Genomic DNA, 14,664 nt, shown 5'->3' with positions numbered 1-14,664 from the left:
GTGTCAGGTGGACAACGACGGCCATACCGGATGGGAGGTGCCCAGCTTCCCCGCGGGCAAGGACCAGGACATCTGCGCGGCACCAACGGCCAATGCGGGTTTCAGGCGGTGGCCTGTTCCCCAACCTGACTCTTCGGGCAGTTGCTCGTAGTCTGCGGGTGATGGGCCGGTAATATCACCGTCGGGTTCGGATTTCGCCAGTGCAGTCAGTAGTTCTGCCGTACGGGCCAGCGAAAGTTGGGCCAGCATGATCGAGTTGCCGGAGGCGGCCTCGGCCAGTGCGGACAAAACGGCTGCGGCCATCAGATAGCCCGTCGCGTGATCCAGCGCCTGGACTGGCAGTGGTGTCGGTTTGTCAGCCTTGGCCCAAGCGCGCCCGGTATCCGCGATCCCGGCGCTCATCTGCACGAGGCTGTCAAATCCGCGCCGCGCAGACCACGGACCCTGCCAGCCATAGGCGTTCAGGGTGACTTCGACCCGGTTCGGGGCCAGCTCATCGCGTTTGACCTTGCTCAGGCCAAGCGCATCCAGTGCTCCGGGCCGGTAGCCGTGGACGAAGACATCCGCCTGCGCAAGAAGGTCCTGCAGTTTCGTCTGGCCGTCGGGCGATTTCAGGTCCAGATAGGCGCAGTGTTTGCCAAGAGATATATCCGGGATGACACCGGGCTCGTCCCATCCAGGCGGGTCGATGCGCAGGACCTCGGCACCGAAACCCGCCAGCGTTCGGGTGGAGATCGGGCCCGCCAGCACGCGCGTTAGATCCAGAACGCGTAGGCCCGCCAAAGGGCGGCTGGCCGTGGCCTGAGGGCGGTCGCGCAGCGTGATGTGCCTTGGGTTTTGCCAGCCGACCAGCGGATCGCGTGACACAGCACGCCCCTGCGGATGTTCCAGCCACTCGGTACGGCTGCGCATGGCGGCGGCAACGCCGCCCTCAGCCACAATCGCGGTTTCCAGATCAGAGATCGACCACTCTTTAAGCGCTTGTGCCACGGCGTCACGATTGCCCGGAACCGCGAGAACCTGCAACGCCGCCGCCTTGTGGCGCGGCAAGTTGGTGTGCAGCCTGATCCAGCCGTCCGAGGCTTGATAATCTCCGGCTACAGCATCCCAGAGGCTAGGCATCTCCCACCCGTCTGGCTTGAACGAAAACCCGTACCACAGCGAGGCTAGACGGTGATCGACGGAAACCTCGGGCGCTTCGGGGGCAAGGTTCAATGCCGTCACGAGACGCGCCAGTTCCTGACCCACCGCGGCAAAACTAGCAGTGGCCAGTTCCGACACCGCAAACGCGCTGGGCCGCGCGCCTTTTCCGGTTGTCTTATAGCTGTCAGTGGCGGGGAGGGCGGAGAACAGGCTCATTGCTGATAGGGGTCCAGACTGTCCCGCAAACCGTCACCGAGGAAGTTGAAGGCCAGCACCACAACGATGATCGGCAGCATCGGGATCGCCGTCCACGGGTAGATTTCGATCGAGGCGAGGTTCTGCGCATCGTTCAGCATCACACCCCAACTGACGGCTGGTGCCCGCAGGCCTAGACCGAGGAAGCTGAGCGCCGTTTCCCCAAGGATCATCGCGGGGATCGACAACGTAGCCGACGCGATCAGGTGAGACATGAAGTTGGGTAGCAGATGCTTTCGGATCACCCGGCCTGAACTTGCACCCATCATTTCGGCCGCGCGTACGTATTCCTCTTCGCGCAGCGACAGGAATTTGGCTCGTACGGAGCGGGCAAGGCCGGGCCAGTCGAGAATGCCGAGGATGATCGAGATGATGAAGAACACCGCGACAGGGCTCCAGTTCGATGGCACCGCTGCGGACAAGGCCAGCCACAGGGGCAGTTCCGGCAGTGAACGCAGAACCTCGATCACGCGGTTGATGACCCAGTCGATCCTGCCGCCGAAATACCCGGCCATGGAGCCGAAGAAGATGCCCAGAACGAAGGACACGGTGATGCCGATCAGGCCCACAGTCAGAGACAGCTGTGCGCCGTAGAGGATGCGGCTGAATACGTCCCGGCCCAGGCGATCCGAACCCCACAGGAACAGCGTCGCCCCTTCTGGTGCACAGAATAGATGGGTATCCGACCTGATCAGGCCGGCGAGCTTGTATTCGGCGCCTTCACAGAAGAACTTGATCGGGCGCGGGTCCTCAAGGTCGGGGACGAATTTCCACTGAAAGGTCTCAAGGTCGGCTTCGGCTACGATTGGATAGACGTGGGGGCCGATGAATTCGCCCTCGTGGAACCAACTGATGCTTTGTGGCGGGGCATAGAGGTGCTCTCCGTTACGTTCATTCGGCCCATAGGGCGCGATGAACCCGGCAAAGGGCAGCATCAGGTAACACAACAGCAGGAAGATGCCCGAGATCAGGCCCAGCTTGTGGGTTCTGAACTTGCGCCAGACCAGCACCCAGTTCGGCGCGTCCAGATCGGCACGCTCAAGCTGTTGGAGGGAGACATTCGGGTCATAGGGGGCATCGTCGACATAGCGGTCATCAGGGCGTTGTGTCATGCTTCACGCCCCTCGTACCGGATGCGCGGGTCCAGCATGACCAGCAGAATGTCCGAGATCATGGTTCCGATCAGGGTCAGCAGTGCCACGAACATCAGGATGAAGGCGGACAGGAACTGATCCTGCGTTTTTAGCGCCGTCAGCAGGGTGGGGCCGATGGTCTGCAAGCCCAGCACGACCGAGACCAGAACCGAGCCGGAGACCATCGAGGGCAGCAGGTTGCCAATGTCGGCCACAAATGGGTTGAACGCCACGCGCAGCGGGTATTTCGTCAGCATCCGCGACGGGGCCATGCCCTTGGCGATAGCAGTTTCCACGTAAGGTTTGCCCAGTTCGTCCAGCATATTGGCGCGCAGACGTTGCATCATGGCCGAAGCGCCGGATGTACCGATCACGAAAGTTGGGACGATCAGGTGGACAAGGATGGACTTGAACTTGTCCCAGCTCATCGGCAGGCCTTCGTAGACCGGGTCCATCAGTCCACCAATGGGTAGGTTGAAATAGCGGTGACCATAGTAGAACAGGATCAGCGCCAGCAGAAAGTTCGGCGTAGCCAGTCCCAGATACCCAACAAAGGCCGAGGTATAATCGATCCACGTCCGCGACCGTGCCGCAGCGATGACGCCCAACGGCAGCGCCACGGCGTAGACAAACAGGATCGCGGCTAGATTGACCACTACGGTCAGCCATAGGGTGTCGCCCACGATCTCGGCCACCGGGCGGTCGAATTCGAAGGACCAGCCATAGTTGCCCTGCAGCAGGCCCTCAAAGCCATGCGGACCCGGCCAGAAACCCATCCAGATCAGGTATTGCTCCCAGATGGGCCTATCCAACGCGTATTCCGTGCGCAGGAATTCGGCCTTGGCCACACCCGCCGATTGGCCAGACGCCTGCAACTCCGCAATCTGGTTGCTGAGGTAATCGCCGGGCGGCAGGTTGATGATCACGAAGATCAGAACCGACACCACCAGCAGCGTCAGCAGCATCGTGAAAAAGCGATAGACTGCGTAGCGCAGCATGACCATTTAGCTGCTCCTGATCAGTCGGCGAAGAAGAATTCGTCCGGCCTGTGAATGCCGAAATGCGCGCCGGGTTCCCATGCCCACATGGCTTGTTCAGGTACGTTGCGGAGGCGATTGGAAACCACGACTGGCTGCGGCGCGCCGTTCAGGATACCGATGGCGTACAACTGGTCGGCATGGATGTTCAGCATCTCGGTCCAGATTGCCTTACGCTCATCATCGGACGTAGCGACCTCCCAATCATGGGCCAGCTGCATCAGGCGTTCGGCCTCAGGCATGTCAGGCGCTTCGCCGACATCGCCGCTTGTTTGAAAATACTGGCCCCATTTCGGCCAGGCGAGAAAGACCTGATCGGTTGGCGCCAGATAAGCAGGCGAGGTATGAGCCTGCGGGATGCCGTCGTCCCAACCGAACCAGACCGAGGCCATGGTGTTGCCCGCAAAGACGCGGTTGCGCAGAATATCCCGGTCCAGTGGGCGCATGACAAGATCGACACCGATCTCGCGCCAGGTGTCGGTGACGATCTGCAGGGCGTTCTCGACCTCTTGCCGTTCACCGGCGGTTTCGACGATCAGTTCCATCGGGCGACCATCGGACAGCAGGCGAATGCCGTTTTTGTTGCGCTCGGTCAGACCGGCCTCGTCCAGCAGAGCGTTGGCCTGTTCGACGTCGAACTGTGCCCAGGCCTGCGCGTTATCCTCACTGTAGAACGGAGACGCAGGCAAAACCGACATTGCACCGGGTTGCGCCAGCTTGAAATACAGTGCCTGATTGATTGTCTTGCGATCAATGGCCAGCGACAATGCGCGACGTACACGCACATCGCGCAGAACCTCGCGCCAGCCGTCATCGGCAAAATTCAGGTTCGGATAGATTGCAATTTGCGAGGCCACACCGGTCTTCCACAGGCGGGTCTTGTAGTTCCCGACCTCTTCGCCCTTTTTCAGGATCGAGGCGTCCCTGAACGCCAGCCCACGGCCCTGCAGATCGGTTTCACCGGCGTTGGCCTTGGCGGCGACCAGACCGGGGGCGACGATCTCCATCTCGACCACGTCGATATAAGGCAGTTGCACGCCCTTGCTGTCGATGCGGTGATAATATGGGTTGCGTACAAAATTGTGCCGGATCTTCTTGCCCGAGCTTGCGTTCAGCCAAGGCTGCAGGGTCGGCAGTTCGTGGTTGTCGTATTTGTACAGGTTATCCAGCTTGTTATGCAGTGCCGCCCAGCTTTTGACGCGGGCATCGCTGACCAGAAAAGCAAGCTCTTCAGTATCCGCATATTGCTCGTGGTACTTCTTCAGAAACGCAGAGGGTCGGTAGATGAAGGGCGGGCGTGCCTGAGCCAGAGATTGCAGGAAATCGGGATTCGGGTCTTCCCACTCAAAAACAACGGTCGTCTCGTCGGGAAAGGACACGGTGGGCAGCTTGCCTTCGACGATCAGGAAATCCGGCGGGCCGGAGGGGCTGAGAAGTTCGTTATTCGCCACGTCTTCCCACCAATAGCGGAAATCCTCGGAGGTGAAGGGTGACCCGTCCGACCACTTGTGCCCTTCGCGCAGATGCAGCGTGAACTTGCGATTGCCTTCGCTTTCAAAGGACTCCAGCAGATCGGGCACCAGTTCGTAGTTCTCGTTGAACCCCACCAGCCGGGCGTAGCCATAAACCACCATCTGGCGGATGTCCTTGGACCGGGTGACCATGGTCCGCAGTGTACCGCCAGGAGTTCCGAATTCGCGTCCCTTGGCGGCCAGATCGACCACCAGCGGCTCGTCCGGAAGGCGGTCCTGAACGGGGGGCAGGTTCCCGGCGTTCACTTCGGTGGACCAGAATTCTCCTTCAACAGGGGTGGGGGTGTCCGCCGTGGCGGGCAGCATCCATGCGGCAGCCAGCGTGGCGGCCAGAAACAGGGGGCGAGTGGTCTTAAACATGGCATCTTACCTTATGGCCGGGCTCCATCTCTACCAGTGAAGGTATCACGGAGTCGGTAAATCGGAAGGCGTCATCCCAACTGTCTGGCGAACCTGCGCCCAAAGCAACCAGTTTCAGGTCGATGGGGCGGTTGATGTCAGGTTCTGGCTGAGCGGCAATCAGCGCCTTGGTGTAGGGGTGGCGGGGATTGTAGAAAAGCGTCTCGGGCGGGGCCTGTTCGACCACCAGCCCCCGGCGCATCACGGCGACCTCGTCGGCGATGCGCGCCACGACGGCAAGGTCGTGCGAGATGAAGAAATAGGACAGGTTCAGGCTGTCCTGCAGGTTTTCCAGCAGCGTCAGGATTTGTTCTTGAACCGAGACATCCAACGCCGAGGTCGGCTCGTCGCAGACGATCAGCTGCGGGTCCAGCATCATGGCGCGTGCAATCGACAGGCGCTGACGTTGACCGCCGGAAAAGGCGTGCGGATAGCGTTTCAGCATGTCGGAGTTCAAACCGACCCGTTGCAACATCTCGGCTGCCTTATCCCGCTGTTCCGAGGTCGAGCCGATATTGTGAATTTCCAGCGGTTCGGTCATCGCGTCCTGGATGCGCATTCTGGGGCTGAGCGAGCTGTAGGGGTCCTGAAACACCATCTGCGCTTTGCGTTGAAAGGCAGTGCGCTGGGCGCGGGTCATGTGGTGTACGGTGATCGGATCGGCGTCCGGTGACGTTCGGAACAAGACCTCTCCGCCACGATCAGGCGGCTCGGCGCCCAACGCGATGCGGGCTGCGGTGGTCTTGCCCGAGCCGCTTTCGCCAACAATCGCCAGCGTCTTGCCGCGCGCCAGATTCAGATCAACGCCGCGGCAGGCATGGATCAGCTTATCGCCCTGCCATCCCTTGCTGGAGCGCATGGTGTAAGTTTTCGACACGCCTTTCATCTGCAGGATCAGGTCTTCGTCGGGCATAGGGATGCCAACGGATTCCTCGTCCGGAATTTCGGGCGCGGCGTTGAACAGCTGCTGCGTATAGGGGTGCGCGGGTGCGGTCAGGATGGGGGCGGCGGCACCGGCCTCCATCACGCGGCCCTTATGCATGACGACGACCTGCTCGGCCATATTGGCGACCACACCCAGATCGTGTGTGACGAGGATCAGGGCCATCCCGGTCTCGCGCTGAAGCTCTTTGATCAGGCCCAGCACCTGCGCCTGTGTCGTTACGTCAAGTGCAGTGGTCGGCTCATCCGCGATCAGCAGTTCCGGCTTGGAGACCATCGCCATCGCAATCATGGCGCGCTGACGCATGCCACCGGACAATTCAAACGGGTAAGAATCATAAGCGCGCTGGGGATCGGGAAAGCCCACGCGTTCGAACTGGGTCAGCACCTCTTTGCGGGCCTGCGCCTCGGACGCGCCGCGATGCAGCCACAGAACTTCGCTGACCTGATTGCCGATCTTGTGCAAGGGCGAGAGGGACCGCATCGGCTCCTGAAAGATCATCGAAATCCGGTTGCCGCGAATACCGCGCATCTGCTTTTCGCTGATCCGGGTCAGATCCTCTGTGCCCTTGGAATCGTTCAGCGTAATCGTACCGCTGCGTATCTGGGCAGTGCGCGGCAAAATCCGCAATGCCGCCCGGCACGAGATCGTTTTGCCTGATCCAGATTCACCGACCAAAGCCAGCGTCTGCCCGGCCTCGACATCGAAATTGACGCCTTTGACAACGGGCTCACCCTTGCCAAATCCGATGCTCAGATCGCGGACGGACAACAACGCCGTCATTCAGGTGTTCCACCCGTTGGGCCGTAGCTCGGCATGCGCTTGATCAACTCCCCGTGTTTTTTGTCGCAGTTTCGCGCGGTTGGTGCTGGCTAGTCAAACCCGTTCTTGGGGTGAAATGTCGCGGAATTGTGAAACTGACGCCAATTTGCCTACACAAAGTCTTGAGGATTTGTCATCAAACGTCCTGTCGGCGCCATCTGACAAGTCGACTGGTATCAAGGAGAGATTTCCCCGTGTCCGACGATCAAAGCCGCCTGGATCTGTTTATTGACCGCATGGTGTCGCAGCGCGCCTGTCTGGATTTCGCCATTGCCGAGACACGTGGCCTAGAAGGGCCGGTGTTCGAACTGGGGCTGGGCAATGGGCGCACCTATCATCACATGGTGCAATACGTGAAAAACCGCCGGGTCTATGTGTTCGAACGTGCGGTGGCGTCTCACCCGGATTCGACACCCCCCGAAGATCGCGTAATATTGGGGGACGTGCGCGAGACATTACCCGCCGCGCTGGAGCGTTTTGGCGCGACCGCCAGCCTGATCCACGCCGATCTTGGCGGACATAACCGGGAAAAGAACGATGCGTTCGCCCGGTTCGTCTCACCCCTGATCGAGCCGCTGCTGGCGACCGGCGGGCTGATGGTGTCCAGCGATCGGATGTATTTTGATAAGCTAACCGAACTGCCTTTGCCGCCAGACGCCGTCGAGGGACGGTGTTTCATCTATCGCAGATAAGGGGAAAGCGATGCTGTTCTATGATTGCTCGACCGCACCGAACCCGCGTCGCGCTCGCATGTTCATCGCCGAAAAAGGGCTGGAAATCGAAACTCGCGAAGTATCAATCGCCAAGGGCGAACAACTGAGCGATGCGTTCAAAGCAGTCAATCCTAACGCGACCCTTCCGGTTCTGGTCACCGATGAAGACACGGTGCTGTCCGAGAATCTTGGCATCGCGGCGTATCTTGAGGCGCAATTTCCCGAGCCTCCACTGATGGGGCGCACCGCTGACGAGAAGGGGTTGGTTCTGATGTGGAACAGCATTGTCGAGCAACAGGGCGGTCTGCCGATTGCCGAGGTGCTGCGCAATACCCACCCGGCCTTTGCCAACCGGGCGATTCCGGGCCCCGAGAATCACGCCCAGATTCCCGAACTGGCGCAACGGGGTGAGACGCGGGTCGGGTATTTCTTCGATCTGCTGGAAACACGGTTGACGGACAGCCCTTATCTGGCCGGGGCGGAATTCACTTTGGCCGATATCACCGCCTTTGTCTTTGTCGACTTTGCCCGCGTGATCAAGCGGCGGATTCCACAGGAAAACCGGGCCACGCTGGCGTGGTTTGAACAAGTCGCTGCCCGGCCCAGCGCTCAACTTTAAAACGGCGATTTGTGTGTGCAGATGTCTTGCGATCCGAACTGTACAGAAATGTCTAGACAGAAATGAACAGTGCGTCTAGCGTCCACTGCAAGCCATGCAGGGGAGAGCAAGATGAAATCTCAGTATCGCGTTGTGGTCATCGGGGGCGGCGTCGTCGGCGCCTCGGTTCTGTATCACCTGGCAAAGTTTGGTTGGTCGGATGTGGTGATGCTGGAGCGGCGCCGGCTGGCGTCGGGCTCGTCATGGCACGCGGCCGGAGGGGTCCACGCGCTGAACGCCGACCCGAACATGGCGGCGTTGCAGTCTTATACCATCGACCTGCTGAGTGAGATCGAAAAGGAATCCGGCCAGAATATCGGCCTGCACATGACCGGAGGCCTGACGCTGGCTGGCACGCCCGAACGGTGGGAATGGCTACAGGCAAACTATCGCATCTTCCAGTCCATTGGCATCGATGATTGCGAGTTGCTCTCCCCGGAAGAGGCGCAAAGACGGTGCCCGATCATGTCTACCGAGGGCGTTCTGGGCGCGATGTGGGCGGATCGTGAGGGCTATATCGACACGACCGGCACTGTGCAGGCCTATGCCACAGCAGCTAAGAAACGCGGCGCCGAGTACTATGAAGAAACCAAGGTCGAGGAACTGATCCAGACTGCCGATGGCTGGCAGGTGGTGACCGACCGAGGCACGATCACGTGCGAGCATGTGGTCAACGCGGCGGGTCTCTGGGCCAAGCAGGTGGGCCGCATGGCCGGGGTGGAATTGCCGGTGTCGCCTTTGAAGCATCACTATTTGATCACCGACACGGTGCCTGAAGTGGCCGAGGCCGATTTTGAGATGCCGATGACCGTGGATCTCGAAGGTTTCACCTATATGCGGCAGGACCAGAAGGGCGTTCTGGTCGGCATCTACGAAGTTGACCACGAACACTGGGCCATGGACGGCGCGCCGTGGAACTATGGCGAGGAACTGTTTCAGGAACAGCTCGACCGGATCGAGAATGAGCTGACGCTGGGCTTTGAACGCTATCCGTCAATCCAAAACGTCGGCATCAAAACATGGGTGAACGGCGCGTTTACGTTTTCGCCGGACGGGAACCCCTTGGTCGGCCCGGTTCCGGGCAAACCCGGCTATTGGTCGGCTTGTGCAGTGATGGCGGGCTTCCTGCAGGGCGGCGGTGTCGGCAAGACGCTGGCTGAATGGATGATCCACGGTGAGCCAGAGGCGGATGCCTGGCCAATGGACGTGGCGCGCTATGGCGATTTCGCCCAGAACAAACGCTACATCCGCGAGACGACGGGCCAGTTTTATTCCCGTCGCTTCGTGATGACTTATCCGAACGAGCAACTGCCTGCAGGTCGTCCGCTAAAAATGGCGCCAGCGCATGATGCGATGACCGAAGCCGGGTGCAAATGGGGTGTCAGTTGGGACCTTGAGGTGCCGCTGTACTTCGCACCCAAAGGGTTCGAGGAAACGCCGACGCTCAAGCGTTCGAACGCGCATGAAATAGTGGCCGATGAATGCAAGGTGATCCGCGAAGGTGTTGGCCTTTTGGATATTTCAGGCTTTTCGCGGTTCGAGGTCACCGGGCCGAACGCCGAGGTCTGGCTGGATAAGGTCATGGCATCGAAACTGCCTGCACCGGGTCGCGCCAAGCTGGCCCCGATGCTGGGCGAGAACGGGCGGCTCAAGGGTGATCTGACCGTGCTTAACTGGGGCGACGGCACCTGGTGGATCATGGGCAGCTACTATCTGCGTGCCTGGCATATGCGCTGGTTCGACGATCACATGATCGACGGCGTAACTATCCGCGATCTGGGTGAGGAATACTGCGGCTTTGCCGTGGTCGGACCGAAGTCGCAGGCGGTGGTCGAGAAGCTGGCGGAACAGGATATCTCGGGCCTGAAATTCATGGGCTGCGGTGATTTCGACATTGGTCTGGTGCGCGCCCGCGTCGCGCGCATGTCAGTAACCGGTGAGAAGGGGTATGAGATCAACTGCCGCTATGGCGATCACATCAAGCTGCGGCGCATGCTGCTTGAGGCCGGAGCGGATGAGGGTATCCGCGAATGTGGCTTCAACGCGATGCTCTCAACGCGGCTTGAAAAGAGTTTTGGCATCTGGTCGGCGGAATTCACGCAGCTTTACACGCCGGGCATGACCGGAATGGACCGTTGGATCGACTGGGACAAGGACTTTGTTGGCAAGGACGCTGCCATGGCTGAACGAGATGGCAACGGCCCCGCACAGGTTCAGGTGACGCTAGAGGTGGACGCTCTGGACGCCGACGCCAGCGGGTACGAGCCGATCTGGTCGGGCCAAGACCGCGTGGGTTTTGTGACCTCGGGCGGTTACGGCCACTATACCGGCAAGTCGCTGGCGATGGCTCTGGTTAACCGCGATAAGGCTGAACCAGGCACCGAACTGATTGTGCACGTGGTCGGTGTCGAACGCCCCGCGCGGGTAATCTCGCCGTCGCCCTACGACCCGCAAGGCAAGGCGATGAGGGGCTGAGGATGATCTCGCAAACATCCGAACGCGGGCGACGACGGCGAGGACGCGGGGTTGAGGCTGCTCCTCCACCCAAGCGCGACGTGAACTATCGTCAGCTCAGGAACCCGTTCCCTCAGATGGAAGTGTTCCCGACCGATCAGATCGCCGACATGCACGAAACGTCCCTGCGCATGCTGGAAGAACTGGGCGTTAAGGTCCTGTTGCCCGAAGCCCGCCGGATTTTTGCTGTGGGCGGTGCGCGCGTGGACGAAGACACCGAAATGGTTTTCATCGGGCGCGATATGGTCGAGGCCGCTGTTGCTTCGGCCCCGAAATCGATCGCCTGCCAGGCCGGTGCACGCCATCGCAACTTTACGCTGGAACTCGGCAGTCTTGTGTTTCAGCCGGGTGCAGGGGCGCCAAATGCCACCGATCTAGAACGGGGCCGCCGCCCCGCGACCGGGCAGGACTATTTGGACTTCCTGAAGCTCACGCATCATTTCGACGTGTTCCAGATGATCTCACCTCAGGTCGAGCCGCAAGACGTGCCGACCCATCTGCGCCACTACTTCACCACTCAGGCGCAGATGGAGTTGACGGACAAGTTCCCGTTCTTCTTCTCGCGCGGCACGCCGCAGGTAATGGATTGCTTTGAGATGCTGTCCACCGCGCGGGGCCTGTCGGATGACGAGTTTCGCGGCAATGCGCATTGCTACACGATCATCAATACCAACAGTCCACGGACATTGGATATCCCGATGGCGCAGGGCCTGATCGACTTTGCCCGTCATGGTCAGATGTCGATCATCACGCCCTTTACCCTGATGGGGGCAATGGCGCCGATCACCGTGGCGGGCGCGATTACGCTGTCCCACGCCGAGGCGTTGGCCGCGCTGACACTGACCCAACTGACCAAACCCGGTGCGCCTGTGTGCTATGGCACGTTCACCAGCAATGTGGACATGAAGTCAGGCGCGCCGGCATTTGGCACGCCCTCGCATTTTCAGGCGTCGCTGGCGGCGGGGCAGTTGGCGCGGCATCTGGGGCTGCCGTGGCGATCCGCTGCCGGGTCGGCATCGAACATCAACGACGTACAGGCAGCCAATGAGAACCAGTTCGGTCTTTGGGGCTGTCTGATGGCTGGGGCGACGGTGATCATCCACTCAGCTGGTTGGCTCGAAGGTGGGCTGACCGTATCCTTCGAAAAGCTGGTCTGCGATGCTGAGGTACTGAACATGGTCGCCGAACTGTGCCACGGGGCGCAGGCCGGAACCGCCGAGATCGGCTTCGACACCGCCCTGCGTGAAGTTGAACCCAGCGGTCACTTCTTCGCCACGAGCCAGACGATGGAGCGGTACAATACCGAATTCTATCAACCCCACGTCCACGACTATGCCAATTTCGGCACTTGGACCGAGCGCGGCTCGGTTGATGCAAATCACCGTGCAACCGGTGTATGGAAGGGTATTCTCAACGACTTCAAACCACCCACCGGTGACAGTGACCGACTGGGCGCCTTGCAGGATTTCATCACGCGCCGTACTGCCGAAGGCGGCGCACCGCCGGAGAGTTGAATGAATACTAAACCGATCCTGCACAGGGACGACCCCAAGGCTGAACCTCTGGTCGGCAACATCAAGGTCACGCGTGACGACTGGCTGAATGTGGCGATGGATGTGCTGATCTCGGACGGGGTGGACCAGATCAAGGTTCTGAGCCTGGCCGAGCGGATGGCGGTGTCGCGGTCCTCGTTCTATTGGTACTTCAAGTCGCGGCAAGAATTACTGGACGCTTTGCTGGCCCGCTGGCAGGCCACAAATACGGCGGGACTGGTTGCACAAGCTGAGGCCCCGGCGGAGACCATCACGGCGGCGGTCTGCAACGTGCATCGCTGCGTGGTGAACACGGATCTGTTTGATACGGCACTGGACTTTGCCGTGCGGGACTGGGCGCGCAAATCGGGCAAGGTACGCCGCGCTTTGGATCAATCGGACGCCCGGCGGCTCGAGGCCTTGCACGCCATGTTTGCCCGCTACGGGTATCCTGAGGTCGAGGCCGAAACCCGTGCCCGAGTGCTGTATTACATGCAGATCGGATACGATCTGGCGCAACTGAACGAGCCGATAGAAACACGGATTTCGATGGTGCCGCACTACCTGTACGCGTTCACCGGCGTCGAACCGAAACCTGAAGAAGTTGAGGAATTCAGCGCATATTCCCTGCGCTGCTGGAAAGGAGACCTGTCATGAGCCAACCAGACGCAATCATCATCGGCACTGGTGTCATCGGAGCCGCCATCGCGTTCGAGATGGCAAAAGCCGGGTGGAAAACACTGTCGTTGGATCGAAATTCTCAGGTGGGCCATGGGTCGACCGCAGGGTCCTGTGCGATCATTCGGATGCATTACTCGACCTTCGATGGCACCGCGTTTGCGTGGGAGGGGTATCACTATTGGCGCGACTGGGCCGCGTATCTGGGTCTGCCCGAAGATGCCAATCTGGCGCAGTTCCGCGAGACGGGATGTCTGGTGATGAAAACAGACGCCAATGGGATGTTGGAAAAGCACATTAAGAACAGTGCTGATCTGGATTGTCCGTTCGAGGAATGGTCGTCCGAGCAAATTACCGAGCGCCTGCCGGTCTATTCTCTGGAGAGTTTCGCTCCGCCGCGCCGCATGGATGACCCGGAATTCGGCCAACCGAACGGGCGCAAGATGCAAGGCGCGGTGTATTGGCCGCAAGCGGGTTATGTCACCGACCCGGCCTTGTCGGCCCAGAACCTTATGGATGCTGCCAAGCAGCACGGAGCCGAGGTGCGCACCGGCGCTGAAGTGATGGAGATTCTGACCGACGGCGGGCGCGTGACCGGCGTCAAACTAGCTTCGGGCGAGGAGCTTCGCGCCAAGGTGGTGGTGAATGTGGCCGGACCGGGTTCGGCGATCATCAACAAGATGGCGGGCGTGCTGGACGACATGACCATCGAAACCCGCCCCCTGCGGCAAGAAGTTGTACACGTCCCCGCGCCCGAAGGGTTCGATTTCGAAAACGACGGCACCATCGTGTCGGACAGCGACATCGCATGCTATTGCCGCCCCGAGCATGGCAACCACATCCTGGTCGGCTCGGAAGATCCGGAATGCGATCCGCATCAGTGGTGCGAGGATGACGTGCACTACAATCATGACTTCACCGACCAGTGGACCACACAGGCGATGCGTTATGCGCAACGTGTGCCCAGTCTTGGTATTCCGTCCAAGACACGCGGAGTGGTCGATCTGTATGACGCCTCGACCGACTGGATTCCGATCTATGACAAGTCCAGCCTGCCGGGATTCTACATGGCCTGCGGTACCAGTGGAAACCAATACAAGAACGCGCCGATCGCGGGCAAGATGATGGCCGCTCTGATCGACTATTGCGAAGGCGGGGCGGATCACGATGCGCAGCCGCTGCAGTTCGAACTGCCCTATATCAAGCGCATGATCGATGTCGGCTTCTATTCCCGCAAACGTCCGATCAATGAAGAAAGCAGTTTTTCGGTATTGGGCTAGCCGGTCCAGAAATTCGCCGTAGGCG

11 protein-coding genes are annotated in these 14,664 nt (G+C 60.2%); 6 read left to right on the top strand and 5 right to left on the bottom strand.

Going from position 1 to position 14,664, the window contains the following annotated elements; translation table 11 throughout:
* Positions 1 to 3: 3 nt before the first annotated feature.
* From GOW98_RS13900 to GOW98_RS13880, 5 genes are read right to left on the bottom strand one after another with little or no spacing between them, the layout of a single operon-like run.
* The gene (locus tag GOW98_RS13900) at positions 4 to 1,359 is read right to left on the bottom strand and encodes a CoA transferase (protein WP_170332993.1); all 1,356 of its coding nucleotides are present in this window, start codon (positions 1,357 to 1,359) and stop codon (positions 4 to 6) included.
* On the bottom strand, positions 1,356 to 2,510 hold the full coding sequence (locus GOW98_RS13895; protein WP_170332990.1) for an ABC transporter permease: 1,155 nt from the start codon (positions 2,508 to 2,510) through the stop codon (positions 1,356 to 1,358). Before GOW98_RS13895 ends, GOW98_RS13900 begins: the two co-directional genes overlap by 4 nt.
* Positions 2,507 to 3,535, bottom strand: a complete 1,029-nt coding sequence (locus GOW98_RS13890; RefSeq protein WP_170332988.1) for an ABC transporter permease — start codon at positions 3,533 to 3,535, stop codon at positions 2,507 to 2,509. Before GOW98_RS13890 ends, GOW98_RS13895 begins: the two co-directional genes overlap by 4 nt.
* A 14-nt stretch (positions 3,536 to 3,549) precedes the next feature.
* The gene (locus GOW98_RS13885; RefSeq protein ID WP_170332986.1) at positions 3,550 to 5,460 is read right to left on the bottom strand and encodes an ABC transporter substrate-binding protein; all 1,911 of its coding nucleotides are present in this window, start codon (positions 5,458 to 5,460) and stop codon (positions 3,550 to 3,552) included.
* Positions 5,453 to 7,225, bottom strand: a complete 1,773-nt coding sequence (locus GOW98_RS13880) for an ABC transporter ATP-binding protein (protein WP_170332984.1) — start codon at positions 7,223 to 7,225, stop codon at positions 5,453 to 5,455. The genes GOW98_RS13885 and GOW98_RS13880 overlap by 8 nt, the downstream gene beginning before the upstream one ends.
* A gap of 233 nt (positions 7,226 to 7,458) precedes the next feature.
* Between GOW98_RS13880 and GOW98_RS13875 the strand changes: the two genes are divergently transcribed.
* The 6 genes from GOW98_RS13875 (at position 7,459) to GOW98_RS13850 (ending at position 14,639) form a co-directional block, all read left to right on the top strand.
* Entirely contained in the window at positions 7,459 to 7,956 is a 498-nt protein-coding gene (locus tag GOW98_RS13875; RefSeq protein ID WP_367646847.1) for a class I SAM-dependent methyltransferase, read from the top strand.
* 10 nt (positions 7,957 to 7,966) lie between these two features.
* A complete protein-coding gene (locus tag GOW98_RS13870) occupies positions 7,967 to 8,596 on the top strand; it encodes a glutathione S-transferase family protein (RefSeq protein ID WP_170332982.1) in 630 nt (209 codons plus the stop codon).
* Positions 8,597 to 8,707: 111 nt separating this feature from the next.
* Positions 8,708 to 11,110, top strand: a complete 2,403-nt coding sequence (locus GOW98_RS13865; protein ID WP_170332980.1) for a GcvT family protein — start codon at positions 8,708 to 8,710, stop codon at positions 11,108 to 11,110.
* A 2-nt stretch (positions 11,111 to 11,112) separates the two neighbouring features.
* On the top strand, positions 11,113 to 12,663 hold the full coding sequence (locus tag GOW98_RS13860) for a trimethylamine methyltransferase family protein (protein WP_170332978.1): 1,551 nt from the start codon (positions 11,113 to 11,115) through the stop codon (positions 12,661 to 12,663).
* Positions 12,664 to 13,338, top strand: a complete 675-nt coding sequence (locus GOW98_RS13855) for a TetR/AcrR family transcriptional regulator (RefSeq protein WP_170332976.1) — start codon at positions 12,664 to 12,666, stop codon at positions 13,336 to 13,338.
* The gene (locus GOW98_RS13850; RefSeq protein WP_170332974.1) at positions 13,335 to 14,639 is read left to right on the top strand and encodes an NAD(P)/FAD-dependent oxidoreductase; all 1,305 of its coding nucleotides are present in this window, start codon (positions 13,335 to 13,337) and stop codon (positions 14,637 to 14,639) included. The genes GOW98_RS13855 and GOW98_RS13850 overlap by 4 nt, the downstream gene beginning before the upstream one ends.
* Positions 14,640 to 14,664: the final 25 nt, after the last annotated feature.

Origin of the sequence: Ruegeria arenilitoris (assembly GCF_013032445.1) — a bacterium.
Lineage (GTDB): Bacteria > Pseudomonadota > Alphaproteobacteria > Rhodobacterales > Rhodobacteraceae > Ruegeria > Ruegeria arenilitoris_F.
Note: the sequence above shows the minus strand (reverse complement) of the source record. Positions and strands in the feature narration are given on the sequence as shown.

Bases quoted from the DNA above. Each gene is read 5' to 3' on its own strand.
- GOW98_RS13900 (WP_170332993.1), bottom strand. From the start codon at position 1,359: ATGAGCCTGTTCTCCGCCCTCCCCGCCACTGACAGCTATAAGACAACC.
- GOW98_RS13895 (WP_170332990.1), bottom strand. From the start codon at position 2,510: ATGACACAACGCCCTGATGACCGCTATGTCGACGATGCCCCCTATGAC.
- GOW98_RS13890 (WP_170332988.1), bottom strand. From the start codon at position 3,535: ATGGTCATGCTGCGCTACGCAGTCTATCGCTTTTTCACGATGCTGCTG.
- GOW98_RS13885 (WP_170332986.1), bottom strand. From the start codon at position 5,460: ATGTTTAAGACCACTCGCCCCCTGTTTCTGGCCGCCACGCTGGCTGCC.
- GOW98_RS13880 (WP_170332984.1), bottom strand. From the start codon at position 7,225: ATGACGGCGTTGTTGTCCGTCCGCGATCTGAGCATCGGATTTGGCAAG.
- GOW98_RS13870 (WP_170332982.1), top strand. From the start codon at position 7,967: ATGCTGTTCTATGATTGCTCGACCGCACCGAACCCGCGTCGCGCTCGC.
- GOW98_RS13865 (WP_170332980.1), top strand. From the start codon at position 8,708: ATGAAATCTCAGTATCGCGTTGTGGTCATCGGGGGCGGCGTCGTCGGC.
- GOW98_RS13860 (WP_170332978.1), top strand. From the start codon at position 11,113: ATGATCTCGCAAACATCCGAACGCGGGCGACGACGGCGAGGACGCGGG.
- GOW98_RS13855 (WP_170332976.1), top strand. From the start codon at position 12,664: ATGAATACTAAACCGATCCTGCACAGGGACGACCCCAAGGCTGAACCT.
- GOW98_RS13850 (WP_170332974.1), top strand. From the start codon at position 13,335: ATGAGCCAACCAGACGCAATCATCATCGGCACTGGTGTCATCGGAGCC.